Below are 25,168 nucleotides of genomic sequence, written 5' to 3' on the forward strand. Positions count from 1 at the left end.
GAGGTAGCAGTATCCATTCTATAAATAATCTAAGAATCTACTAAGCACTATAATCTTTCGAATGAACCTCTAATATGAAACGATTTGATGAAACTTTAATTACTATGAAATATAAGAATCCCCCTACAATTGGAATGGTATACGCTGGGATATAATTTAATAATAGACCGGATAGTGCCATTGCTATAGGGAGCATCATTTTACCTATACTTAATCCAATGCTGAGAACCCTTCCCCTGTATTCATCGGGAATCTCATTTTGCATGAAATAAATTAAAGGAATATCAATTAACGCTATAATAAATCCTAAAAAGATCATAACAACACAATACGTAATAACGAATACTAAATCATTCACTTCAAAACTTTTGAATAAAACTGGAATTCCTAAAATAATCATAAAAACTGACAACATAGAACTTAGTTTTTTCAAAAGATAAGAGTAAGAAAAACGATCAGTTATCTTTTTTACTACAATTGCACCAATTATCATCCCTACTGGAAAAGTCCCTTGAATGATACCAAATTGCTTAGAACCAAGATTGAGTACTGTGTTAATAATGTATGGCAATGGAACAGTTACAGCAAAGCCTAAGAAGAAATTAAACGAAATTAAAATATGAAACGTATTCTTTAAGCTTTCCTTTTCAAGTAAGTAAGAAAACCCCTCTTTTATATCTTTAATAAAATTAACTCCTCTTTTTGAATTTCCCTCATTTATGTTGTACTCGAACAGTCTAAAATGAATAAATAGTAATGCTATCCCTGAAAGAATAAAAGAAATACCGTTTATAATTATAAAGGTCTTAATATTAAATACTGAAAAAACGATGCCACCTAACATAGGGCCGAGAATTAAAGATACAGAATCGATAATTTTACTTATAGAATTAATACTCATAAGCGTCTCTTTAGAGACGATATTTGGTTTTGCAGCCTCTAATCCTATTCCAAAAAAGGTTGTAAACACTGTCATAAGAAAGGTTGTAGTATAAATGATGAATAAGTTTAATCCATAATAGCTGCTTAATATATAAACAGCTATTAATAAGTATCCACTTAGTAAATCCATACAAATAACTAGTTTCTTTTTATCAACCTTATCAGCAATTACACCAGCAAAGGGATTCAAAACAATCATTGGAATCGTTCCTAATATGAGCGTAATCGCGAAATTTAACGCAGATCCAGTTATTTGTAAAACATATAATCCTAATGCGAAACTATACATAGCGGTACCGAATATTGATACTGTTTTTGCGATTGAATATAAACAAATATTTCTTAGTTCCTGGTTTCTTTTTTTATTTTCTATATGTAATCGTAAACTTCCCATAACAATTCCCCCCACTTTTCTTTGTATTACATTAAGTGTAAGTTATTGGGTTAACCCAATATCAATACATTGTGTTTAAAAATTAATACAAAGAAATAAAAAAAGATGGGGTTAACCCCATGCCCATTAAACTAATCTCATCTACCGTCAATGATTTGAAGATAAATAGTTTAGAATTGCTTAAGCAAATAGTTGTAATTGATTAGATACAAAAATATACATATAAAAAACGCCACCCTTTTCTATAATTAATTCTACAGAAAGGATGTCGCTTTTTTACTTTATATAGCCGTTTAATACTTACGTTTGTTATTTATATAATCTTCATTAGTGAAAGTTAGCAATAGTTGAATCATTTAGACGCGCTTCCATCGAAAGGTAAAATTATTAGAGTTTCAGAAAGCCCATTTTATCTCTTTCATATAGGTACACATGTACAAATACGAAATTTTTTTATTGAAATGTAAAAAGTAATATGGTATCTTCTATTACATTGACTAATTACATATGAGAATCATGTATAACTCCAAGAATATGGCTTGGGGGTCTCTACCAGGAACCAATAACTCCTGACTACAAAACGCGTCTTTTAGCGTTTGTGGTCAGGAGTTTTTTTGTTTTAAGGTAAATAATGACGAGAAGGGAATACAAAAAATGAATTTCAAAGTATTTATATTAGCTTTAGCAACAATAGCAGTAGGGCTTGTAGAGCTTATTGTTGGAGGAATATTGCCAGACATCGCTAAAGATTTTAATGTTTCATTAAGTTCCGCTGGTCAATTAATTACAATCTTCGCCTTTACTTATGCAATAGCAGGTCCTGTATTATTAATTTTTACAAGTAAAGTGGAAAGAAAAAAATTGTATATTATTTCACTTTATATGTTTCTAATTGGTAATATACTTACTTATTTTAGTCCAAACTTTACTTTTATGATGATAGCAAGAATTTTAACTGCTATGAGTACAGCATTAGTTGTCGTACTTTCCCTTACAATTGCAGCAAAGATTGTAAATCCCTCTTACCGAGCAAAAGCATTAGGATTAATTTATATGGGTATTAGCTCTTCACTTGTTTTAGGAGTACCACTAGGCATATTAATTTCAAACACATTTGGCTGGAGAGTTATTTTTCTTTGTATAGCTATTTTATCATTGGGATCTATTATCTTAATTTCAGTATTTTTAGAGAAAATACCTGGTGAGGAAAACCGAACTCCTTTATCTATCCAATTAAAGGCCGTGTGTAGTCCAAAACTAGGTGCTGCTCATCTAGCTACCATGTTTATGTTAGCAGGACACTATACTTTATATGCTTATTTTACTCCTTTCTTAGAAGAAAAGTTTCACCTAAGCCCTTATTGGATAAGCATATTTTATTTAGTATTTGGTATAGCTGCAGTAAGTGGCGGAGCGTTCGGCGGTATATTATCAGATAAAATAGGGGCTCCAAAAAGTATTGTGATAGTTATTACTTTATTTGCTCTAATCTTATTTATATTACCGTTCACGACAGTTTCTATTGGTCTATTTATTCCTGTTATGATAGTTTGGGCTGCATTAAGTTGGGGACTTGCACCACCTCAACAAAGTTATTTAATCCAAACCGCCCCAGATACGTCAGATATACAACAAAGTTTTAATAATTCAGCTCTACAAATAGGAATCTCACTCGGTTCCGCAGTTGGAGGTATAGCTTTAAAACAAGTAGAGAATGTTGCCTACATGGCCTGGGTTGGTGGATCTCTAGTTCTATTGTCTTTAGTTTTGGCTATCTTTTCTCTTACTAGACATACACCGATAAGAGAGTGTCATGTGAGTGCTAAACATGTAGATTAACATCCTCTTTGTCTTTTAATCGCAAAGAGTATAAATATAAATCATCAAAAAAAGTCCAGTTATAAAACCGGACTTTTTTTGACGGGATTGCCCTTATCTTTTTCCGAAAAATGAATATGTATAAATTTCTTCTCCTTGAACAAAGAAATCCTCGTACTTTCCTCCTCGTGTCAAATAATTTGAAGTACTTTCATCAATGGATTGAAAGTGTAGATTTTGGATTTCTTTCGTTACTTTTGAAAGTGTAAAATTTTCTCGAAAGTTATTTGTAATTTGGCTATTTGAGCTGAAATTTTTAAATAAAATAAATAAACTTACTAAATAACAATCCGTTTTAAAAAGTGGATTTAATTCGTGAAGTAAAAAATCCTCATGCTCAAAACTATAATTGCTCGTACCAGAATGATCAATTACTACATCAACTGACTGATTCTGAATAGGGATATTCAAAAAATCAGCACAGATAAAGAGAATGTTTCTTTTCGGATTTCTTCTCGCTAATACATCTTTTAAAAATAAAAGTTTATTTAAATCTCGATCCACTGCAATGTATAGGCAATTTTCGGGCAGTTCTTCATAAATGTTTCTCAAAAAGAATCCAAGTCCCGATCCTAAATCCAGTATTAATTTGTTATTTAAATTTAAATGTACTAGTTTCTTTTTCGCCCATTCCCCTTCCCTATGCATATTTTCCAAATACGCATTATCAGTTTCATGAATATAATCCGAAATAGTATCTTCAAGTGACGTTTGCTCATTTACTTTAAACAATTTACCCGCAGTTATAATTCCTGAAGTAATAATATATTCTTCACCACAATTACAAATTAGCTTCCCCTCAGTAATTTGATTGTTAGTAATAATTCCATTTTGAAGAATTAGTTTTTCGCTACACTTAGAACATGTAAGTAAATGAAGTACGCTTAAATCTATCCCTATAATTGAATTTGAAGTTTCATTTGTTAATAATAAATCTTGTAACACTTCCTTTAATTTATCCCGCCTCTTCCCCAAAAGCTCTATTTCCTGTTCCATCTGGTCATATTTCAATTTAAATAAAGATTGGTAAAAAGTATCATTTTCGTAATTCATAGATTTCGCTAAATTTTTATAAAAAAATAGTTCTTTAATTTCATTCAAGCTAAATCCTAGATCTTTGTAATGTAATATAAGTTCTAAATCTATTTGACAATACTCATCAAAAAAATAATGCCCTCCCCTTTTTTCAGGAATAATGAGACCCAGGTCCATATAATGTCTAATTGTATCAATACTTATGTTATTTAATTCTCCAAATTTACCTATTTTCATAGCATCACTACCATTTATATATTTTTTTATATAGATTTCTATTTTTATATTTAAAAACCCTTTAAACTTTCGAAACAACATTATTTACGTTATGTATGGGATATTTGAATGCCACATATTTTATAGGTGTATAATCCTTTTATTTAATTAAATTTCCATCGCATAGAATATACAGGAATTTATAACTTAATATAGAACATAAAAAGGAGCAGTTTATATTCTAAATTAGGGGACATACATACGGAATGAGGGATTAGAAAATGAAAATTGCAATAGTCTGTTTTGATAACTTTACTGATATAGATGTTTTTCTACCATGGGATTTATTAAATCGTGTACGTTTAGTTGGCGGTATTTCTGATTGGGACGTTCAACTATTAGGAACGGGAAAAACTCATATATCCATGTCTGGCTTACGTATTCCCATGACAGGAAGCATATCTGATATTCCGTCTGCTGACGCTGTAATATTTGCAAGTGGTAAGGGTGTACAAAATTTATATACAAATCAAGAGTATCTTAATAGCATTCATGTAGATCCTCAAAGACAATTAATAGGATCTATGTGTTCTGGTTCATTACTACTAGGAGCTAAAAAATTACTAACAGGTAAGAAAGCCACTACATATCCGTCCGTAGTAGAACAGCTTAAAGAATTTGATGTAGACGTTATTGAACAAAGTTTCGTAAACGAAGGAAATATCTCGACTGCTGCAGGCTGTTTTGCTGCTCAAGATCTCTCAGCCTGGATTATAAGAACCCTAATCAATGAAGAAATGGTCGATACTGTTCTAGAAACTGTTCAGCCAGTAGGCAAAGGTTTATATTTTTAATTTCAAATCAAGTTGAGGGATTGGTTGCTCCTTAAAACGATAAAATGAGCCTTTTTGTTTGATGGCGACGTGATATGCCTCCAATTTCAATTCAATTAAATAAAAAACCCGTGAATTATTCACGGGTTTTCCTCTTAATAACTAATTGCTATTGTACCTTCACCTGCATGAACCGCAAATGAAATTGGTAATGGATATAGTTTAAAGTCCATTTCAGGGAATGCTTTTCTAATATCTGAAATCCATTCCTCAGCTCCATCTTTATCGTTAGCATGGAACATATGAAGTACTTTTGGTAATTCTTTTTCGAGTTCATTTTTAATGTATTCTCGACATTTTTGGATTTTGCGAACTTTCTTTTCAAGTAAAAGCTCTCCACCTTTTACTTCTAATATTAAGTTGACACTTAATAAACTTCCAAGTAAAAATTGAACTCCCTTTACACGTCCACTTGCGTAAAGGCCTTTTAAACTTTTCGGGAATACGTGGAAAGGTCTTCTTTTTTCATCTACTAATGTTTTGTGTATATCTTGTAACGTCATACCATCATTGTATAACGATTTCGCTTTTCTAATTAGTTCATCCATTGGATAACTTGTTGTTTCACTATCCAATACCGTTAATGGGAAACCTGCCATGTCTGCAGCTAACTTCATGTTTTGATAAGTTCCACTTACTTTTCCGCTAATAGCAACTGCAAATCCCTCTTCATATTCTTCTTTGCATTTCGAAAATAACTCTACCATTTCCCCTATGTTAGGTTGTGATGTAGTGACAGTTTTACCTTCGTTTAACGCATTATAGACGCGCTCACGCACACCTTCTTCACAATCTTTGTACGACACACCATCAATAATAACTTCAATTGGGATAACAAAGTTATCTCCTTCTGTTGTAAAACTCGCAGTTGTACTATCAGTAATCCAAGCAACACGCTTCATGTTGTTCCTCCCTTAATTCAATTCCTCTTTTCTGACTTTTCTATATATTTATGTTACGAAAAGAGAATATCCCTGTAATAGTAACAGGACTTTATTGTTTTGGCTATAGTAGATGGATATTAAATGTGAATATTTTTTGTCATTTTCACGAAAAAAAGAAGAAAACCGAAGTATTTGCCCGATTTTCTTCTTTTTATACATTATTTAAAGGTTTCATTATCTAAAATTACAACATAATCATTTGTCAATCGACCAGCTTCTTTCGTATAACTAACAAGTCTTTGTACGTTATCACAGCAAAGTTTCGCTCCCCATACGAGTAACGGTACGCCGATGAAGTCGATGTGAAATCTTCTAGAAAACAGACCACCGAAAGTCATTGGTAAAGGCACTGTTGGTGATGTATTAGAAAAAATAATCTTTTCATGACTTTGATAATGTTTTTGCAAAATCTCTCCTAAATGTTTCATCGCAGGTACAACGACTTTTGATGCACCACATCCAATTGTATAAACCGGATTACCATTTTCGTCTATTCCATGAAAAATGATTTTGCCCATATCCTCTGTTTTCAATTTATTAAAGTAATCTACATTCAAAATTTCTTCTTTCGTTAACTTACGATCCGTTGGTAATTTATTTAAATGATAAGCTGCAGCAAGTGAAGTTGAATGTGTTCCGCCAAAATCTGTATAAATGAATATCATATTATCATCCCTTGTTGTAAAAGTTCAATGTTATTTAGTATTACCGTTCACGGCGCTGTTAAACAATGGATGAATACTTTCATGTTTTTTGTATTAATTCATTATATTTTTTCCAAATATAATATCGTTTACTAATTACAGTACCTAATGTGATACATAAAAAGGTATTTGTTACAACCATTAATGTATAGTGAGTACTGCTAGAAAACATACTTTGTTTAATCAAAACCTTCGTACCTAGAATGGCAAGTAGAATAATTGTACTTAACCAATTTCCTTTGCGTAATACATGACCTGTTTCACTATCTAATCGAAATGTTAAAACTTTTCCCCTAATCATTCCAAGGCCCAATCCAATCCCCAGCATTACAACGAATAGTAATACTTTCAATATAGTTAATTGTCCCATATGAATAATAGACTGGATTGTCGCAAAGCACAGCAAAGTCGGAATGAACCAAATACGATTAATATTCACTTTATATTCTTTACCTTGCATTAATATCATTATAAAAACAACAAGTAGAATAACAAATAGAATATCCATTTAGAGTCCTCCTATTTACTTGTTTACATTTGAAAATTATATTCGCTTCTTTTCATTCCATACTTTAAATAAACTAGCTAATAAAAATTATAAAATATAGAATGTGATTTCCCATCAGTTTTAAGCATTGTTTATGCAAAAAAGACGTACAAATAAATAGTACGTCTTTTTTGCATTTATTAATGCGTTCATAAACTCTTTTAACCTTATGAAAAAGAGTTTTCTAATTCTTTCATTATCTTTTCAGGACCCGCTCCTTTATTTGACGGAATAACTACTGTAATACCTAATCCTGGATATACGGCTGAGCGAAAACTGACTCCTGGATCATATCCCATTACATGATATTTGAATATCTTGTTTTCTCTTGTTTCAATCCATATTCCATAGCCGTAAGACTGATTATTATTTACTTGAATATGAGGAGTTAAAAGCATGTTTGTATATTCTCGGCTTATGATTTCATAGTTAAATAACGCTTCCCAGAACTTCAGCATGTCTGGCGCAGTAATAAAAGCACCACCATCAGAACCACCTTTTATTGGTATAGAGTAGGCGTTTGTTCTCCAATTTTGGTTAATTTCGTCTTTTATATATCCTAAAGCTGTGTGTCTTGGTAAACTATCTAAAGAAAAATAGCCAGAATCATTCATACCAATTGGATTGAATATGTTTTTTTCTATATATTCCGTAAATTCAAATCCTGTCTGTTCTTCGATTATTAATCCCAGTATGATAAAACCTGCATTGTTGTAATGAAACTTACTTCCAGGTGCAAACATCATATTTCTGTTTTGGAATAATGGTAAGAAGTCTTTTAAATTTTTTAATAGATACATAGGAGTTTGTTCCCAAAGATCTTCGAAATTATCCATAATACTTTCATCAAAATAATCTGGAATACCCGAACTATGCGTCAGAAGGTGATGTATTGTAATATCTTCATTGAAGTTTGGACAGTTTATGCGTAAACAATCTTTTAACTTTGTTTGAAAAGTAATTATCCCCTTCTCAACAAGTTGACAGATACCGATAGCAGTGAATATTTTACAACCGGAGGCAATTCCGAACCTTGTTTGTAGCGTATTATTTATACATTCATTGCGATTTGCGTAACCAAACGCCTCTTCATAGACTAAGCCTTTTTCTTCTTTTACTAAAATTACCCCAGAGAAATCTATATGCTGATGCATTTCTTTTACAATACTGTCTATTTGATCTTTTGTTTTCATTACAAAAACCACCTTCGTTTATCAATATTGTTCACCCTTCTTATATTTCCATATATAGGAGGGTAAACCCTCCTATTGAATACCGTAAATCAAAACCAAGATTACTATTTTGAATTGATTGACTCAGAGGAATGCACTTTAGAATGTGAGGGCAATAAAGTAAATACACACAATATGATAGTTATAAGCAGCATTACCAATGAGCCTACAATAACCACAAGTTGTATAGAAATAAATTGAGTTGCAACTCCGAACAAAATCGTAATTAAAATGGTGATGCCCGCAATCACAAGCCCATATATACTCCCAATCCGTCCCATGATATGGACAGGGACATTATTTTGATAAAAGGTATAAAATCCTGTGTTTGCATACGCCATAGAGAAAGATAAAATAAAGAATCCAATAGCAGCTATTAAAAATTCATTTGAAAAAGCATAAATTAAATAACCGATTGCTATGAATAATGATCCTATTCCAATTAAAAATGAAGGCGCTATTTTTTTGGATAAAATTGTATTTGTTATAGCTCCTAAAATAAACCCGGCTCCAGCAATACTAACTAAAAAGCCATATTCACTATCTGTTAACAATAAAACTTCTTTCGCAAATGACAATTCAAGTGAATCAGTTGCGGCAACTAAAACCATCATCCCTTGAAATAAGAAATACACAAAAACGATATATAAAGATTTTTTACTGAAATTTAAAACGATGTTCCAATCTTTTTTTAGTACAGCTAAAGATAACTTATCATTTGACGTAGTAATATCGGATTTTTTATCAAGATTAGGTAACAGCAATGTAATTACTCCTGATAAGAGAAATGCTATAGCATTTATATATATAGCAAACTCCGGTGTACTTGCTATTAACAATACTCCCGCTATCGCTGGACCAATTAATGATGCACCAGATCCTATTAAACTACGTAATGAGTTGAAACGTTGTCTTTTCTCTACTGGTATTAATTTCGTCATATATGTCATAGCAGTTGGCTCATAAATTGCACTGGCCATACTGATAAAGAATACGAATACATAAACAATCCAAAGTGATGGAAGTAGAGGTAAAATAGCGATAAATACCGCACGATATATATCGAGGTGAATCATTAACTTCCGTTTATTTAAACGATCAATCATACTTCCTGACCATGCGTTTGTAAATAAGGCGGCTAATGGTTTAATTACATATAAAGTAGCAACAGCTAAGGCTGAGCCTCCCATATTATAGACAAGTACATTCAGTGCTATTAAGTAAATCCATGCCCCTAAATTCGCAATACCAACTCCAGACAGTAGTAATAAAGGATATTTCCAATCTTTAAGTAAGTTTTTCATTTTAGGCCCCCGCTTTCCAAATTGTTTTGAAACAATAAAAAAATCCCACCCCCAAGACTTTTAGTCTTAGGGACGAGATTTATCATCGCGGTGCCACCCTAGTTTGTTAATATGTCGCCATATTAACCTTATCAGGTACTGCATTGTAAATCATGCTTATACCATAGCTCTATAACGGGAGCTCCCGTCACACCACCCCCTAATAAAAGGTTCCGATGTGCTGCTCAGAGGCTTGGTTCAATAAAGAATTTTTACTCCTTTTCAGCTAAATGGAGCTCTCTGTGAAAAATTCATTTTATTTACTCTTCTCTTCACTGCATTTGATTTTTTCCATATTATCACAGAAATATTTAACTGTAAATAAAAAATAATCAGATATTTAATAACGTGTTTCTGTTAATTCTTTTATTTATTATTTTTTCTAAAAATTACGGTGCGTGAAATTACTTAAATCTATAAAATAAAGAGCCTATTGTATTTAGACCCTTCACTTTGTCCGAATTAATTTGTATTCGCCTCTACTAACGGTTGTAAAGGTGGTTCTAAGTTTAGTTCTAATGCATCGCCTTCTTGTATATCTTGTCCCTTTTCAATGCTTTGACTCGTTACATAGCCCGTACCTGTAGTCTTTAATTCTAATTTTAATAGTTTAGAGAAATACATAACATCACGCATGGACCAACCTTGTAAATTTGGCATTATTGCGTTCTTCCCTAATAAAAATATACGATCCCCTTCACTCATTACTTCACCAGATTGCGGATATTGTTTTATTATTTTTCCTTCGCCTAAAATTATCGGTTGGAGCTTCTCTTTTTTCACACTATTCTCTACTGTATCCATTGATTGATTGACATAGTTTTGTACTTTTAATTGGGATCGTTTCGTTGCATCTGCCATTTGTTTTTCTGTATATGGTTTCACTTTTAAATATTCAAGGCTATTTTTCATAACTGGTTTAAATATTTCAGCGAGCGGCTGAGCTCCATACTCATCTCCCTTTAACTTTGGCTGCTTAATAGCTAAGTATACAATTAACTCTGGGTCATCAATCGGAGCCATTCCTAAAAATGAAAAAATATAGTTTTCTTTTCCTTCCATATATCGTCCATTTTCAGGATTCGGAATTTGCGCTGTTCCTGTCTTACCTCCTATTGGATAACCATCCACTTTATACATTGTACCAGTACCTTTTGAAGACGTAATAACACGCTCCATTAAGTCTCTTACCTTGTCCGCTGTCTCTTTTTTTATTGGATTCCCAATTTCTTTCGGTTGATTTTCCATAATAACTTGTTTATTTATTGGATTTACAACTTTGTCAACGATATATGGTTGCATCATTTTTCCGTCATTTGCTATAGCAGTAGCTGCTTGGATTAATTGAATGGGAGTTACTGTAGAACCTTGTCCGAAAGAAGTTGTGACTTGTTGAATTTGTGTATTTAATAATAATGTGTTTTTACTTTCGCCAGGTAAATCTATTCCGGTTTTTTGGTTGAATCCAAATTTATTCATATATTGCTTAAATTTATCCGGTTTCAATAACTGATCTTCTAAAATAGAAAAAGCTACGTTGGATGATCTTTCGAAGCCTTCATCAAATGTAATAGATCCCCATCCAAACCCACCGTTATGATCTTTTATATCAGATGAACCAACTGAATATTTTCCAGATTGGAAATATTCTTTCCCGTTATATACCCCTTCATTTATTGCAGCAGCTAACGTAAATATTTTCATTGTTGAACCTGGTTCGTATGCATTTGCGATTGGATCATTTAAAAAATATTCGATATCGCCTTTATTAGGATTAAAACTAGGTTTACTAGACATTGCTAAAATTTCCCCTGTCTTTGGATCCGCTATGATTCCTACTAACATAGAAGAATCATAGTGCTCTTGCGCTTTATTCATCGCTTCTTCTAAAAAACTATTAATTTGTTTATCGAGCGTAAGGTATACGTTATTCCCATTTTTAGCTGGTTCTATTTTCCCTATATCATTTGTAAGCGGGATCCCTCTTGGTGCTCCCACATATTCTATATTCCCGTTTGTAGAGCGCAAATATTTATTCAGGCTCTTTTCAAGTCCAAATTTTCCTTCTGTATTTCCTTTATCGTCAGGTCTCGCAAAACCAAGTATATAGGATGCAAAATCTTCATTTGGATATACTCTTGCTTTTTCTGACATAAAAGATACCCCTGGAATTTTTAATTTTCCAATTCTTTCTTTTACTTCTCTAGATAAATTCCGGCCAACTTTTCCAATTTCAACTTGCGTGCGTCCATCATGAAAATTTTTTAATACGTCCTCTTTATCAATTTCAAGCGCATCAGCTAATCGCTCTGCAGTTTCATCTTTATTTTTCACTTTATTTGTTCCTTTTAAATTCACAACAACACGATATGTTGTGGAATCTTGGACTAACACTTTTCCAGCTTGATCATATATTGTGCCACGATTCGCTTCCAAAACACCATTTTTATTATGTTGTTCAATTGCTAGATCTTTTACATCTACATTATGTACGACACCTACTGCCTGAATATAGAAAAACCGCAAAAGCATAATAAGAAACAAAACAATAAAAGCAACCATAAAATACCGCGCACCTTTATTCGTTTCAAGTTTATGCATATTTATCTCCTTTCTTTCACAATTAATTGCTACGATGGTGTGCTTTAAATTATGTAGTTTTTTGCTTTCAATACTATATGTTTCGAACTTTACCTTTTAATTCCTTTAAATCGTTCTGAAAGTAGTTATTGTTTCTGTATTTATTTTATTTTTCTATTTATAGTACGGTGCGTGAAATTTATGAATATTCCGTAACGTGATGATTAATTTATAATAAACTACAAATTTAATAGGTGCTAACCTACTTGTTCTTTCGCCACTCTTTTAATGCAAATACCCTTTTCTTATGCACAATAAAAAAGTTCGCCTCTGGATTTCCAAAGGCGAACTTTTAAACAAACTTACAAATAGTTATTTATAAAAATTAAGCTATATGATTATATTTCGCTAGAAAAGGAATTCGTTTCGCTACCAATGCGTACATTTTAAATACAAATCTCGCTATTGGTTCACACATACGTGTACTTTGCATTACTAAGCCGCTCGTAATAAATGTTAAGAAAGCAGCACCAAGTATATCTAGAGGATAATGAACACCTACGTACATACGTGATACACCGACTAATACTGCCCAAATAAGAGCGACATATTTAAGTTTTTCTCCTCTAAGTAAAAATACAAATGCAATGGAAAATACAAGTACTGAATGATCACTAACAAATGATGAGTCTGCTGCATGTGGTACTAATTGATGTACATCATGTGATACAAATGGACGTGGATGGTAATATACCGCATGTATCACAACATTTACTAGTAAAGCGATAATGACTGAAAGTGTCGTATATAACACTGTATATTGTTTTTTAATGGCATTGACTTTCTTTCCATTATTAAACCATAAGATAAACATAAACAAAATTGCTACATATACAGCACTATTTGTAATAGCAATCATTAGCGTATCTAATAGTTTGGATGATCCAGCAAAATTATTAAACCATTGAAATACTGTGTAATTCATAATACTCTCTCCTTAAATAAAAGCGTTCTTGATTTACACAGTATACAACATCAATATGAAAATGGGCTTAAACTTTTCTCATCTAATTCTCATTTTACTAGTACTCATTTGACAATAGTAAGACTAATTATAACGGCTAATTATGTATAAAGCTGAAAAACCTTTCAAATAATACGAATCATATGCTTTTTATGTGTAGAATACATAACATAGCTATTTAAATATACTAGTTGCGAAATCATATTTTTATTACATACGAAGTGCGATATTACCAAATTGTTCTCCTTGTTCCATACGACTTAACGCTTGAATAGCTTCTTCTAACGAATATACTTTATCAATAATTGGTTTAATTTTATGGTTCTCTATAAACTTAACCATTTCATGAAATTCCTCACGGCTACCCATAGATGTTCCCATTATATCGATTTGATTATAAAATAATGCTCGTAATGGTAATTCAATTTTATCTCCTGAGCTTGCACCAAAATTAACAATTCTCCCATTTGGTTTTAATACATCAAAGTATTTTAAGAATGTTGCTGGACCTATACTATCAATTATTAAATCTACTTTCTCTCCGCTTAAACTCTCTTCCCAATTTCCAGAACTATTAAAAGAAAAGTCTGCGTCATATGTTTCGGCAAACCGTCTTTTACTCTCTACCCTTGAAGTAACACTTACTTTTGCACCAATTGCTTTTGCAAATAACATGGCAAATGTCGCTACACCGCCGCCTATGCCTGGAATTAAAACATGTTCTCCACACTTTAATCTACCCTTTGTAAAAAGCGCTCTATATGCAGTTAGTGCCGATAAAGATAGAACCCCAGACTCTTCCCAAGTAAGATATGACGGTTTTTCCACTACATTTTCAGCTGGCACAATAACATATTCAGCAAACGTTCCATCCTTCGGTCCACCTAACACCTCTGGTAACTCAGGTATTTCTGCAATATTATCCCATCCAATACTAGGATTAATAATAACCTCGGTTTTCAATAAAGCACCTGAAACCCCTTCTCCAATTTCCGTAACAATACCTGCACCATCTGACCCTAGAACTAATGGTAATTGCATTTCTTTTCTGTTATTCATTATAAATAAATCACGATGATTTAAGCCGGCTGATTTTAATTTCACTTTCACTTCTCCAGCATTAGGTGTTATCTCTGGTAATACTTTATATTCTACCCCTTCAAATCCAGCTTTATATTGATGTACGATAGCTTTCATTTTTATTCCCCCTTTATATTTCTAATGTACTAGAAAGTTCGAAATAAACAAAATAATTTGACCGTAAAAAAGAAGGAATGCACAAAACATCCCTTCTTTTTGAATTATTAAAGTGAAACGGTAGGCAGTGTAATCGTAACGATTGTTCCTTCGTCTTCTTTACTCTCTATTTGAATCGTTCCGTTGTATTTCTCTACAAGTCGTTTTGCAATAGACAAACCTAGACCGTTTCCACCCTGTTTTCGACTTCTTGCTTTGTCCACACGATAAAAGCGGTTAAGAACAAAAGGTAAATCAGCTTCGGGTATTCCCGCTCCACGATCTATGATACAAATTTTAACTTTCCCTGATTGTACACTAGATTCAATACAAATATATTTATTAACTTCTTTTGTATATTTCACTGCGTTATCCATTACGATAATAATAATTTGTTCTAAGTAAGATGAAGGTATTGAGACATATGCCACATCTCCACCCAGTTTCATATCAAATTGAAATTCAGTTTGAAGTACGGCAAAATTTTGTGAGACTTGTTTTAATATGCTATTTACATGGACTGGATCAGCTGCGATTGGATGCATCTGTTCTGATTCAGCTCTTGATAGTTCTAGCAATTCTAAAACTAACTTATTTAAACGATCAACTTCCTTTAAACTGGATTGAAGCGATTTATTTAAAACTGCTGGATCATCTTTCCCCCACCGATTTAACATAGACAAATGTCCTTGAATAATTGTTAGTGGTGTTCTCAGTTCATGGGATGCGTCTTCTACAAACTGCTTCTGTTGTGTAAAAGAAGTTTCTACCTCATCCATCATTTCGTTAAAAAGAAACGATAATTTTGCAAGTTCATCATTATTTTCACGTACTGGAACCCGTTCATTTAGTCCATTTTTCTTTATACGTTTCATCGTATCCGTTATATTTTGAACGCTTGATAATAGTTTTTTCGTGATTAGTAGCCCACCTAAAAAACTAAAGATTAATCCACATATTCCGGCAATAACCATTACCACTAGAATAATTTTTAATAAATGATCGAAAGCCTCTAAGTTTTTCGTAAGTTCAATGGTACCAGTGAACTCTTTTGTTTGAATTGGTATACGCTTAACTAATATGCGATCTTCTACATGTCTTTTTATAAATAATTCCTCATGTGTAACTTGTTTTGGTTTTATCCACGATTCATTAAACTCTCGAGAAACAGAAACAATTGTTTTCCCGTTCATACCGATAATACGAATCATTTGATGTTTATCAATCATATTGTTTAAGAAATCTTTACTGTTTTCAAACGTTTTACTCGAAAGGCTATCATTTTTATCTTGGAAATAGGCCGCTATTTCTGTCACTTGTCTATTTATTTGTTTCTGTTCATAGTCTATAGTCCACTTATTAATTACAATAAACTGCAGAGCACTATATAAAATGAATAAAATAAATACTAGAGTAGTGGACCAAAGTGTTAATTTCCACTTTATAGGTAGATTTCGAATTCGATGCACACTATTTTTGATCATTTCATTATATATCCAGCACCGCGGACCGTTTGGATATATTCCTCCTTATCTACACTATGTAACTTGTTACGTAAATAACGAACGTATACATCAACGATATTTGTCTCAACCATCGCGTCATATCCCCATACTTGATCCAATAAAACATCACGGGTAAGTACTCTATTAATATTTTTCATAAACATCAGTAATAGTTCAAATTCTTTATTTGTTAGTTCGATTTCTTCATTTCCTTTCGTAATCGTTCGCGATTCAATCTGGAGCTGTAAATCTTTGAATGTAAGAGATGAAACATGTTTATTTTCTATATGTTCTTCTCGTCTAAATATAACTCTCATTCGCGCTAACAGCTCTTCAATTGCAAATGGTTTCGGAAGATAATCATCGGCTCCGCTATCTAATCCTGTCACGCGGTCCATAATACTATCGCGTGCAGTCAACATAATAATAGGTGTATTTTTAGTTGCCCTTAATCTACGACACACTTCTAGTCCATTTAACCCAGGCAGCATTAAATCAAGTAAAATAAGATCATAATTTGTTTCAAGTGCGGCTTCTAATCCCTTCCTTCCATCAAACTGAATGTCTACCTTATATCCTTCATACTTTAATTCTAATTCTAAAAAATCAGCTAAACTTTCCTCATCCTCAATAATTAATATGTGTTGCAACAGTAATTCCTCCTATACAGTTAAATGAATGAGTAATCCTATCCCAAATATAATTGCAATGATTTGATGTGCTTTTCTATACAATATCAAGTTTGTTTTTTTATTATGTTTCTGTAAGAAAAATCCAACGATTCCTAGTATGATTAAAATGAAAAGAGAGAATATACCACTATAAAATATAAGCAGATGCCGACTTCCTTTTAATAAAAAATAAATGCCATGAGTAATTGATACAGCTAATACAGTATATCCAATTAATACGTGAAACTTTTTAATAAAAAGATATACATCCTTTATCAATTTAAACCCAATTATATTTTTCTTTTTTAAAAATAACCATATATGACGTAAAATCCATAACGATGCAGCTAAAATTGCCCCGTATTCACCGAAAGAACCTAATTTCTTATTTAACCATTTCATATTTAATGCGTTGCCGTATATTACATTAATAAATAACAATGCTATACTACAAAAAATAATAGTAATGCCTATAATTTTAACATACAAATGAAAATATTTATTTCTTAGTAGCTTCTCCAATTCATTCAAGCTCCTTCCTTATAAACCTTCTGTAACAAGCAGAATATCAAATTAAAAAGAAAGGAACATGAGAGAAAGATTAAAATAAAATGAGAATTTGAAGATCACTTAATTTTATTTAGCGATCTTTTTAGCTTCCTGTATTATTTTTTGAATAAACGGTGCCTTTTCCTTTGTATATGAAACACGATCAAAAGGATATGTAGTTGCAAGTTCCTCTTTTAATTCTCTATATTCTTTCTGTGCCCATTTATGTTCTATAAGAAAATCACGAAATAAAATGTTATTCTTCCACTCCTCACTATTATAAATATAAACATGCAAATGATGGGTACCAGCTCTCCATTTTCCCTTTCTAAAAAAACGTCGATTGGGTGTTTCTTTTGGAACATACTCATATCCAATTTTTAATAACGCTTCAATCCACTTTTCCGTAATTTTCAAATCAGTTACACCAATCATCATATCAATTAGAGGTTTCGCTCCTAATCCTTGTACAGATGTGCTCCCTATGTGTTCAATAGCAATACAATCTCCTCCGAATAAAGAAATAAATTTCTCTTTTTCTATTACATACTCTTTATGCCATTCTTTTTCATATGGCTTAATAACGATTTGTTGTTCCATTTTATCCACCCTCTTATAATCTTTTATTATTATATTTATAAAATTTCATGTGATTAACATAGGATTTTCACAAAATATGTCGAATACTGAAATATACAACTTTATTATAATAAATGCGAGGTATAATATGAACGATATTCCAGTTGAAATTCAATTGAATCAAGTTACATTCCAGTTAAAAGAACATCATAATTTTGATTGGCTATTGAAATTAGGAAACGTATTTGCGGTTTTTGACCAGCAAGATTCAGGCAATCTATCTTTTGGTGTAGAAAAAGATGGGCGTAAGAAATTTATTAAATATGCAGGGGCACAAACACTTGCATATGAAGGAACTGTGAAAGACGCTATTGAAAGGTTAAAAAAATCGGTTTTCCTATATGAGGAATTAAAGCATGACTCGCTTATAAAACTAATTGAACACTTTCCAGTTCACTCTGGATATGTATTAATTTTCGATTGGTTTGATGGTGAATGTCTCCATTCGCATTGGAGTTTTCCGCCTCCTGAAAAATATACTAATCCAAGCTCTCCATTTTATAAATTTAAACATTTATCAGTTATGGAACGAATTCAATCATTACATTCCATCTTTTCTTTCCATACATATGTCGAAAAGAAAAACTATGTAGCATTAGATTTTTATGACGGTAGTATTTTATATAATTTTCATACAAATGAGACGAAGATTTGTGATATTGATTTATATTCTAAAAAACCATATGTGAATAAAATGGGAAGATTATGGGGCTCCTCGCGTTTTATGTCTCCTGAAGAATTTGAGCTAAATGCTATGATTGATGCAAGAACAAATGTATTTAATATGGGGGCGATGGCTTTCGAAATTTTAGGAGATGGAAAAGATCGTTCCTTTACAAAATGGGAAGCAAGTAGGAATTTATATGAAATAGCGTATCGTGCTGTAAATGAAAGCCGAGCTGAACGATATGAATCAGTTAAAGTATTTTATGAAGAGTGGATAAACGTGGCAAATGCTGAAAAGATATAACCTATATTATTAAAAACATAAAGTTTCTACTATAATCATGTATAATACATATAAAATGGAAATTCAAAATAACGAGGAAAATATTATGAACTTTGTTTATATTAATCAAAACGTATTAAATAATCTTCTTTACATTTTAAGTAGTATATTTATTTTTTATTTTATATATGATAGCGGACGCTATTTAAAGAAATATAAAAAATTACTTATTATCCTTTGTACGAGTATCCCTCTTATTTTATGTATGCGCTATCCAATCTATATGGATGAAAATTGTATTCATGATTTAAGACAAATACCAGTTATAATAGGCACACTTTATGGTGGCTTCCCTGTTGGTATCATTTTGTTTGCTATTTTATTAATTACAAGATTTTCATTTTATGGATTTAGTATGTTAACAATACTAGTTTATGGAACAATGTTTATCGTTACAGCATTCGCATCCGCAAAATTTAATAAGTATAATAGAAAAATTAAAGTAGCTTATGGAATGTTTTTAACATTTTTTCTAGCAATATTTACAACTGTAATTGTATTAACTTTATCAGATTTTGAAGTGAATAATTTGTACATTATTTATTTCATAATATTACCAACCATTTTGATGTTGTTTGGCATTTATTTTAATGAAGTTTTAAAAGATGCAGTATGTATGCGATCGAAGATGATTAAAATGGAAAAAATGGAGATTGTTAGCCAACTTGCTGCTAGTATATCGCACGAAGTAAGAAACCCCTTAACTGTCGTAAAAGGATTTACTCAACTTTTAAAAACACCTAATTTAACTCCAGAATCAAGAGACGAGTATATTGAACATATACTTGAAGAGTTACATCGTGCACAAGGAATTATTGATGATTATTTAACGTTTGCCAAACCTGCTTCAGAAAAATCAGATCATATTTCAGTAGAACAAGAGTTGAACCGAGTTATTAATATGATCTTACCATTATGCAATATGAATACAATACATATTACAAAAGATTTTTCCACAGCAACAATTGTAGGCAATAAACAGCACTTTCAACAATGTTTTTTAAACTTAATAAAAAATGGGATTGAAGCAATGCCTAATGGTGGTACTTTACATATCTCCTCATCTATTAGTAATAATAAAGTTATTATTCGAATTGAGGATAGCGGAATTGGTATGTCACAAGAGCAAGTAAATCGATTTGGCGAACCATATTTTAGTACAAAAACAAAAGGTACAGGTTTAGGTACAATGGTTGCTGTTAAAATCATTGAAACGATGCAAGGTAGTTTGAAAATCCGAAGCGTTATTAATAAAGGTACAACTTTGACAATTACATTGCCAAAATGTAATATGAACTCATCTGAAAACAAATAAAAAAGGAGCATAATTGCTCCTTTTTTATTTGTTTCGATACATAAGTATCTTCTATGTTTTTTAAGTTTACATTTGTGGAGACTAATTAGAAATTAGTACCCTCCGCCCCAGCAGCTGCATCCAACGATAATTAATAAAATAAATAACACAACTAATAACGCGAAACCTCCACCAAAACCACAAGAACCACCGTAACTCATATTTTCTCCTCCTTTTGGTTTGAAAACTAATAGGTAGTTGATCATTTTAACTGGTTCGTATTATACATTATGTAAATATCCCTTTTTTGAGCATGTCCACATAAAAATAAGTAAAAGCACTCATTTGAGAGTGCTTTAAAATGGATACCAAAAGTTTTGAAATACATGTAACTTTAAATACACTGCAACAATTAAAATAAAAATACCTACAAATAAAGCAATGAAATCCCCGCTTTTCGCTTTATTTGTATAAAACCAAGTTCGTGTATTCTTCTTTCCAAATCCTCTTAAATCCATTGCATTTGAAACTGTATCGATTCTATCTAGTGAATGAATAATTAAAGGCCAAAAAATTAAGACACGGTTTTTCATACGAATCCATAAACTTGCTTCTCCTTTTTCAAAAGCTACTCCTCTCGCCTCTTGTGCATGTTTAATAACTTTATATTCGGACTGAATATCAGGTATATAACGTAATGCAATATTTATTGCATATGTAATCTTATAATGAATTCGAAATTTACTTAAGCTACTCACAAATTTGCTTGGATCAGTCGTGTATATATAAATAAGTGTAAATGGTAATAACGTAAAATATTTTAATGAAAGTGTAGCTGCATAAAATAATGTTTCATATGTAATTGTTGCATATCCGATATGTAAAAACGAAGTATATGATTCGGTTAATTCAGATCCATGAGTTGGTGTAATAAATAAAATCATGACAGAATTTAATAAACTAAATGTAAATATAACAGTAAAAACAATAAAAATTTTACGAAATGGAATTTTAGCAACTAAAAGTCCGATACATCCAATCATAAATACAAATAGTAATACGCGAAAATCAAAAAATAAAAAAGTAAGCGTCATGCAAAAAATAAATAACAACAATTTCACTGCTCCATCCATACGATGAAAATATGTATTATACACCTTCCTCCCTCCTCATAACATCAAAATAAAGTTCTATAAATCTTTCAGGTTTTGCAATACCACTTAATTTAACGAGTTTGAATAAAGAACTCTCCCCTAAGTGCGCTCTATGTAAAGTTTCTGAATTCCCTAATACAGTAGATGCAGTATTATTCGCAATAATTTCTCCTTCATGTAGAACTATCGCTCTGTCTGCATATTCTAATGTGAGATTCATATCGTGTGTAATAAAAATAAAAGATATTCCCTTTGCAGCTAGTTTTCTTATAAACGTCATAAACTGTTTATAATGATAATGATCTTGTCCCGCTGTCGGTTCATCTAAAATAATAAGTTTCGGATTGGTTGTTAGTACAGATGCAATCGTTACTCTCTTTTTTTGTCCGTAACTTAATGCCTGGATTGGCCAATTTCGAAATGGATACAAGCCACAAATTTTTAACGTTTCCTCCGCTCTATGCTTAATTTCTTCCTTTGAAACCTTTTTTAATTTTAATGAAAATGAAACTTCTTCTATAACAGTAGGTTGTGTAATCATATGATTTGGATTTTGCATTACATAAGATATGACTTCACCACGTTTACGAATAGACCAAGAATTGATATTTACTTCATCAAATACAATCCTATCATTTTTTGTTTTGTTTATGCCTATAAGACTATGAGCTAATGTAGATTTTCCAGCACCATTATGACCCAAAAGTGCAACAATTTCCCCTTCTTTAATGGAGAAATTTACATTGTCTAATACTTTTTGTTTATTAGAATAGGAGAACGACAAATTTTCTACTTTCAATATTTCTTTGTTTTTAGGAGTATTTTTACAAAAAACTTGCTTCTCCATCCACTCATTTATTGCGCTACGAACACTTTCTCTTTGAAGATTTTCAAGTGGGTATATTACCTCATTATTACTATCAAACTGTAATCTCTTTAATCCTTCAATGTACATAGGTTCCCTTAAGCCAATAGATGGTAATATATTTGAGGCCAAAATCTCTTCTGGTGTTCCTATCTCAACGATTTCCCCTTCATCCATTAAAATAATTTTATCTAAATCCAGATTGAACATTTCTTCTATTCGATGTTCAATAAGTACAATTGTTTTATTATATTGTTTATGTATATCTTTAATAAGTTCTATCGTATGTAAGCTACTTACTGGATCTAAATTCGCTAACGGTTCATCAAACAATAAAATATTAGCATTTGTCGTTAACAGACCGGCTAAAGAAACAGTTTGTTTTTGCCCTCCTGATAATTCATGCGGACTTTGTTTATGAAAAGTATGCATCTTTACCTTTTTTAATGATTCTGAAACAATCTTTTTCATATCATCTTGATTTACACATTCATTTTCTAAATAAAAAGCTACATCTTCTTCTACTGTAAGACCAATAAATTGTGCATCTTGATCTTGCAAAATTGTTCCTACCTGTTTACTCTGTTCAAAAATACTCCCTTTCCTCGGATCTTTTCCCGCAATAGAAATAGTTCCAGTACTACTCCCTTCATAAGAAAATGGGATTAGCCCATTAATACAATGAGCTAATGTTGATTTTCCTGAACCACTACGTCCAGCAATTAGTACTTTTTCTCCAGGGTATATATGAAATGTAATGTCTTTTACAGTAGGTTGCGCAGCATGTTCATATTGAAAGCTGAATTGTTCAAAAGAAATGATTGGTTGCATGTTAACATCCCTACTTTTCAATTTTTAAATGTGTATGTTTCTTATTAGATTTAGCTAAACCTATTGTAATTGGCAATCCAAGAACTAAAAATACAATAACATCAGCAATTGTTGCTCCTAATACTTGTATAACAATTTTGTCAAATGGTTCTCCCATCACAATAACATCGAATGCCCCAGCAAATATAATAGCAATGACAATACCAATTAACCCAGTAATGGCTAAATAAGAAATATCCCGCTTATTATACGTCCCGTTTTTCACACTAAAGCTAACTCTTTTTTGAATGAGTCCCATTGCAAAGCCGATAATGCCTGAACTAATAACCCACCCCCACCAAATACCCCATCCAGCGATTGTATCTGTTACGGTATGACCGATAAGTCCTATTAAAAGTCCTGCCACTGGACCAAATAACGCTCCAAAAACGGTTAAAATAGCTAATGCAGGTTTAATAAATGTATTGGGTGCAATAGAAAATCCCCAAAGTCCTAATATCCCGTATAATGCTGCTCCAATTCCGATTGCTACTACTAACTTTGTTGATAATTTGTTCATTACAATTCCCCTCCCGTATTAGTCAACTTTTATTACTCTATATTTATTTTGAAAATGAATTATGCATCGACACTCCCTTTCTATACAACAAAAAATGACCCCTTACATAAGAGGTCATTTTCTTCACGTTCAAGAATCCTCTTATCTTCCAAAAAACACATCGTGTCCTCTGCGGAATTAGCACCTTCCTATAAATTTATATAGGGGTTGCTGAGGTTTCATAGGGCCGTTCCCTCCACCTCTCTGGATAAGTATTAATTTGTAATTCGTATTATGGCACTAATAAGTATAAATTTCAACACTTTTCTAATTATTTTTATTTTTCGTTTAACGGCACATTTAAATCATTGTATTCTTATCGGAATTATGAAATAATGAATTCAAAATAGTTACGGGAGGAATGTACGATGAAAGTAATCGGTTTAATTGGTGGACTAAGTTGGGAATCTACATCGTTATACTATAAACATATTAATACACTTACACTCTCTCAATACGATCAAAATGCGAAGCTTGTTTTATATAGCATGGACTTTGGTGAAGTAACTACTTTATTACAAAATCATCAATACGAAGAAGTGAAAAACGAATTAGTCACAGTTGCAAAAAAGGTTGAAAAGTCCGGGGCTGAATGTTTATTAATGTGTTCCAATACGGTCCATTTATTTGCTGAAGAAGTAGAACAGGCAATATCTATTCCACTTCTTCACATTGGTGATGTAAGTGCTAAAAAAATGGTAGAGCAGAATATAAAACGGATCGGACTATTAGGTACGAAACAAACGATGGAACAAGACTTCTATAAATCACGTCTAGCGAACTATAACATTGAGACAATTATTCCAAATAAAGAGGAAAGAAATTTTATTCATCATGTTATTTTAAATGAATTAAGTAAAGGAATTATTTCAGAAACATCAAAAGAAAAGCTATTACAAATTACAAACTCATTAATTCAAAATGGCGCAGAAGGTATATTGCTAGGCTGCACTGAAATACCATTGCTCATTTCCCAAAACGACCTTACTGTACCTGTTTTTGATACCGCTTTTTTACATGCAAATACTGCTGTGCAGTTTGCAGTATAATAATATAAAAGCATAAAGGTAGTGCCTCTATGTTTT

23 protein-coding genes, 2 riboswitches and 1 other annotated feature are annotated in these 25,168 nt (G+C 31.8%); of the genes, 5 read left to right on the plus strand and 18 right to left on the minus strand.

Features of this window, described 5'->3' with window-relative positions; all coding sequences use genetic code 11:
- Nucleotides 1–40: 40 nt before the first annotated feature.
- A complete protein-coding gene (locus DT250_RS26875; protein ID WP_149213971.1) occupies nucleotides 41–1,336 on the minus strand; it encodes an MFS transporter in 1,296 nt (431 codons plus the stop codon).
- 496 nt (nucleotides 1,337–1,832) lie between these two features.
- Nucleotides 1,833–1,932: riboswitch (purine riboswitch) on the plus strand.
- A 58-nt stretch (nucleotides 1,933–1,990) separates the two neighbouring features.
- Here DT250_RS26875 and DT250_RS26880 point away from each other — a divergent pair.
- Entirely contained in the window at nucleotides 1,991–3,175 is a 1,185-nt protein-coding gene (locus DT250_RS26880) for an MFS transporter (RefSeq protein WP_088063928.1), read from the plus strand.
- Nucleotides 3,176–3,268: 93 nt separating this feature from the next.
- Here DT250_RS26880 and DT250_RS26885 read toward each other — a convergent pair whose 3' ends face one another.
- On the minus strand, nucleotides 3,269–4,486 hold the full coding sequence (locus tag DT250_RS26885) for a methyltransferase domain-containing protein (RefSeq protein ID WP_149213972.1): 1,218 nt from the start codon (nucleotides 4,484–4,486) through the stop codon (nucleotides 3,269–3,271).
- A 260-nt stretch (nucleotides 4,487–4,746) separates the two neighbouring features.
- Between DT250_RS26885 and DT250_RS26890 the strand changes: the two genes are divergently transcribed.
- The gene (locus DT250_RS26890; protein WP_088063608.1) at nucleotides 4,747–5,319 is read left to right on the plus strand and encodes a DJ-1/PfpI family protein; all 573 of its coding nucleotides are present in this window, start codon (nucleotides 4,747–4,749) and stop codon (nucleotides 5,317–5,319) included.
- A gap of 134 nt (nucleotides 5,320–5,453) precedes the next feature.
- Here DT250_RS26890 and DT250_RS26895 read toward each other — a convergent pair whose 3' ends face one another.
- From DT250_RS26895 to DT250_RS26950, 12 genes are all read right to left on the minus strand, one after another.
- Nucleotides 5,454–6,260, minus strand: coding sequence for a DegV family protein (locus tag DT250_RS26895; protein WP_000831941.1), 807 nt, complete (start codon nucleotides 6,258–6,260; stop codon nucleotides 5,454–5,456).
- A 200-nt stretch (nucleotides 6,261–6,460) separates the two neighbouring features.
- The gene (locus DT250_RS26900) at nucleotides 6,461–6,967 is read right to left on the minus strand and encodes a DUF3189 family protein (protein ID WP_000576339.1); all 507 of its coding nucleotides are present in this window, start codon (nucleotides 6,965–6,967) and stop codon (nucleotides 6,461–6,463) included.
- Between the two features lie 79 nt (nucleotides 6,968–7,046).
- Nucleotides 7,047–7,514, minus strand: a complete 468-nt coding sequence (locus DT250_RS26905; RefSeq protein WP_000353194.1) for a DUF1453 family protein — start codon at nucleotides 7,512–7,514, stop codon at nucleotides 7,047–7,049.
- A 206-nt stretch (nucleotides 7,515–7,720) separates the two neighbouring features.
- Entirely contained in the window at nucleotides 7,721–8,746 is a 1,026-nt protein-coding gene (locus DT250_RS26910; protein ID WP_088063607.1) for a serine hydrolase domain-containing protein, read from the minus strand.
- A 104-nt stretch (nucleotides 8,747–8,850) separates the two neighbouring features.
- The gene (locus tag DT250_RS26915; RefSeq protein WP_088609361.1) at nucleotides 8,851–10,089 is read right to left on the minus strand and encodes an MFS transporter; all 1,239 of its coding nucleotides are present in this window, start codon (nucleotides 10,087–10,089) and stop codon (nucleotides 8,851–8,853) included.
- A 65-nt stretch (nucleotides 10,090–10,154) separates the two neighbouring features.
- Nucleotides 10,155–10,413 (minus strand) — a binding site (T-box leader).
- A gap of 177 nt (nucleotides 10,414–10,590) precedes the next feature.
- Entirely contained in the window at nucleotides 10,591–12,729 is a 2,139-nt protein-coding gene (locus DT250_RS26920) for a penicillin-binding protein (RefSeq protein WP_088609360.1), read from the minus strand.
- A 364-nt stretch (nucleotides 12,730–13,093) separates the two neighbouring features.
- Nucleotides 13,094–13,693 (minus strand): undecaprenyl-diphosphatase, encoded by a 600-nt coding sequence (locus tag DT250_RS26925; RefSeq protein WP_088063604.1) that lies wholly within the window; start codon nucleotides 13,691–13,693, stop codon nucleotides 13,094–13,096.
- Between the two features lie 249 nt (nucleotides 13,694–13,942).
- Nucleotides 13,943–14,929 (minus strand): zinc-binding dehydrogenase, encoded by a 987-nt coding sequence (locus DT250_RS26930; protein ID WP_088063603.1) that lies wholly within the window; start codon nucleotides 14,927–14,929, stop codon nucleotides 13,943–13,945.
- Between the two features lie 107 nt (nucleotides 14,930–15,036).
- Nucleotides 15,037–16,452, minus strand: coding sequence for a HAMP domain-containing sensor histidine kinase (locus DT250_RS26935; protein ID WP_088063602.1), 1,416 nt, complete (start codon nucleotides 16,450–16,452; stop codon nucleotides 15,037–15,039).
- Complete coding sequence (locus DT250_RS26940; protein WP_071723193.1) at nucleotides 16,449–17,123, minus strand: response regulator transcription factor; 675 nt, start codon at nucleotides 17,121–17,123, stop codon at nucleotides 16,449–16,451. The genes DT250_RS26935 and DT250_RS26940 overlap by 4 nt, the downstream gene beginning before the upstream one ends.
- 12 nt (nucleotides 17,124–17,135) lie before the next feature.
- Nucleotides 17,136–17,666, minus strand: coding sequence for a hypothetical protein (locus DT250_RS26945; protein ID WP_061678537.1), 531 nt, complete (start codon nucleotides 17,664–17,666; stop codon nucleotides 17,136–17,138).
- 114 nt (nucleotides 17,667–17,780) lie between these two features.
- Nucleotides 17,781–18,293 carry a GrpB family protein gene (locus DT250_RS26950; RefSeq protein ID WP_088063601.1) on the minus strand — a complete coding sequence of 171 codons (513 nt, stop codon included), beginning with the start codon at nucleotides 18,291–18,293 and terminating at the stop codon, nucleotides 17,781–17,783.
- Between the two features lie 127 nt (nucleotides 18,294–18,420).
- Here DT250_RS26950 and DT250_RS26955 point away from each other — a divergent pair, with 127 nt between their 5' ends.
- Together DT250_RS26955 and DT250_RS26960 are read left to right on the plus strand one after the other, a co-directional pair.
- Complete coding sequence (locus DT250_RS26955; protein WP_149213973.1) at nucleotides 18,421–19,302, plus strand: protein kinase; 882 nt, start codon at nucleotides 18,421–18,423, stop codon at nucleotides 19,300–19,302.
- A gap of 85 nt (nucleotides 19,303–19,387) precedes the next feature.
- Nucleotides 19,388–20,656, plus strand: coding sequence for a sensor histidine kinase (locus DT250_RS26960; protein ID WP_088063599.1), 1,269 nt, complete (start codon nucleotides 19,388–19,390; stop codon nucleotides 20,654–20,656).
- 92 nt (nucleotides 20,657–20,748) lie between these two features.
- On the opposite strand, the gene DT250_RS26965 is transcribed toward DT250_RS26960, so the two are convergent.
- From DT250_RS26965 to DT250_RS26980, 4 genes are all read right to left on the minus strand, one after another.
- Nucleotides 20,749–20,856 (minus strand): YjcZ family sporulation protein, encoded by a 108-nt coding sequence (locus DT250_RS26965; RefSeq protein WP_000120182.1) that lies wholly within the window; start codon nucleotides 20,854–20,856, stop codon nucleotides 20,749–20,751.
- Nucleotides 20,857–20,991: 135 nt separating this feature from the next.
- Complete coding sequence (locus tag DT250_RS26970) at nucleotides 20,992–21,792, minus strand: energy-coupling factor transporter transmembrane component T family protein (RefSeq protein ID WP_088609359.1); 801 nt, start codon at nucleotides 21,790–21,792, stop codon at nucleotides 20,992–20,994.
- Nucleotides 21,785–23,485 carry an ABC transporter ATP-binding protein gene (locus DT250_RS26975; protein ID WP_088609358.1) on the minus strand — a complete coding sequence of 567 codons (1,701 nt, stop codon included), beginning with the start codon at nucleotides 23,483–23,485 and terminating at the stop codon, nucleotides 21,785–21,787. The genes DT250_RS26970 and DT250_RS26975 overlap by 8 nt, the downstream gene beginning before the upstream one ends.
- A gap of 10 nt (nucleotides 23,486–23,495) precedes the next feature.
- Complete coding sequence (locus DT250_RS26980; protein WP_001038206.1) at nucleotides 23,496–24,044, minus strand: ECF-type riboflavin transporter substrate-binding protein; 549 nt, start codon at nucleotides 24,042–24,044, stop codon at nucleotides 23,496–23,498.
- 138 nt (nucleotides 24,045–24,182) lie between these two features.
- Nucleotides 24,183–24,298: riboswitch (SAM riboswitch) on the minus strand.
- A 153-nt stretch (nucleotides 24,299–24,451) separates the two neighbouring features.
- Here DT250_RS26980 and DT250_RS26985 point away from each other — a divergent pair.
- Nucleotides 24,452–25,132 (plus strand): aspartate/glutamate racemase family protein, encoded by a 681-nt coding sequence (locus tag DT250_RS26985; protein ID WP_088063596.1) that lies wholly within the window; start codon nucleotides 24,452–24,454, stop codon nucleotides 25,130–25,132.
- Nucleotides 25,133–25,168: the final 36 nt, after the last annotated feature.

Source organism: Bacillus sp. AR2-1, from assembly GCF_008368755.1.
Classification (GTDB): domain Bacteria; phylum Bacillota; class Bacilli; order Bacillales; family Bacillaceae_G; genus Bacillus_A; species Bacillus_A wiedmannii.

What these genes read in the sequence shown, in the direction of transcription:
- DT250_RS26875 (WP_149213971.1), bottom strand. Translation starts at nt 1,336, where the DNA reads ATGGGAAGTTTACGATTACATATAGAAAATAAAAAAAGAAACCAGGAA.
- DT250_RS26880 (WP_088063928.1), top strand. Translation starts at nt 1,991, where the DNA reads ATGAATTTCAAAGTATTTATATTAGCTTTAGCAACAATAGCAGTAGGG.
- DT250_RS26885 (WP_149213972.1), bottom strand. Translation starts at nt 4,486, where the DNA reads ATGAAAATAGGTAAATTTGGAGAATTAAATAACATAAGTATTGATACA.
- DT250_RS26890 (WP_088063608.1), top strand. Translation starts at nt 4,747, where the DNA reads ATGAAAATTGCAATAGTCTGTTTTGATAACTTTACTGATATAGATGTT.
- DT250_RS26895 (WP_000831941.1), bottom strand. Translation starts at nt 6,260, where the DNA reads ATGAAGCGTGTTGCTTGGATTACTGATAGTACAACTGCGAGTTTTACA.
- DT250_RS26900 (WP_000576339.1), bottom strand. Translation starts at nt 6,967, where the DNA reads ATGATATTCATTTATACAGATTTTGGCGGAACACATTCAACTTCACTT.
- DT250_RS26905 (WP_000353194.1), bottom strand. Translation starts at nt 7,514, where the DNA reads ATGGATATTCTATTTGTTATTCTACTTGTTGTTTTTATAATGATATTA.
- DT250_RS26910 (WP_088063607.1), bottom strand. Translation starts at nt 8,746, where the DNA reads ATGAAAACAAAAGATCAAATAGACAGTATTGTAAAAGAAATGCATCAG.
- DT250_RS26915 (WP_088609361.1), bottom strand. Translation starts at nt 10,089, where the DNA reads ATGAAAAACTTACTTAAAGATTGGAAATATCCTTTATTACTACTGTCT.
- DT250_RS26920 (WP_088609360.1), bottom strand. Translation starts at nt 12,729, where the DNA reads ATGCATAAACTTGAAACGAATAAAGGTGCGCGGTATTTTATGGTTGCT.
- DT250_RS26925 (WP_088063604.1), bottom strand. Translation starts at nt 13,693, where the DNA reads ATGAATTACACAGTATTTCAATGGTTTAATAATTTTGCTGGATCATCC.
- DT250_RS26930 (WP_088063603.1), bottom strand. Translation starts at nt 14,929, where the DNA reads ATGAAAGCTATCGTACATCAATATAAAGCTGGATTTGAAGGGGTAGAA.
- DT250_RS26935 (WP_088063602.1), bottom strand. Translation starts at nt 16,452, where the DNA reads ATGATCAAAAATAGTGTGCATCGAATTCGAAATCTACCTATAAAGTGG.
- DT250_RS26950 (WP_088063601.1), bottom strand. Translation starts at nt 18,293, where the DNA reads ATGGAACAACAAATCGTTATTAAGCCATATGAAAAAGAATGGCATAAA.
- DT250_RS26955 (WP_149213973.1), top strand. Translation starts at nt 18,421, where the DNA reads ATGAACGATATTCCAGTTGAAATTCAATTGAATCAAGTTACATTCCAG.
- DT250_RS26960 (WP_088063599.1), top strand. Translation starts at nt 19,388, where the DNA reads ATGAACTTTGTTTATATTAATCAAAACGTATTAAATAATCTTCTTTAC.
- DT250_RS26965 (WP_000120182.1), bottom strand. Translation starts at nt 20,856, where the DNA reads ATGAGTTACGGTGGTTCTTGTGGTTTTGGTGGAGGTTTCGCGTTATTA.
- DT250_RS26975 (WP_088609358.1), bottom strand. Translation starts at nt 23,485, where the DNA reads ATGCAACCAATCATTTCTTTTGAACAATTCAGCTTTCAATATGAACAT.
- DT250_RS26980 (WP_001038206.1), bottom strand. Translation starts at nt 24,044, where the DNA reads ATGAACAAATTATCAACAAAGTTAGTAGTAGCAATCGGAATTGGAGCA.
- DT250_RS26985 (WP_088063596.1), top strand. Translation starts at nt 24,452, where the DNA reads ATGAAAGTAATCGGTTTAATTGGTGGACTAAGTTGGGAATCTACATCG.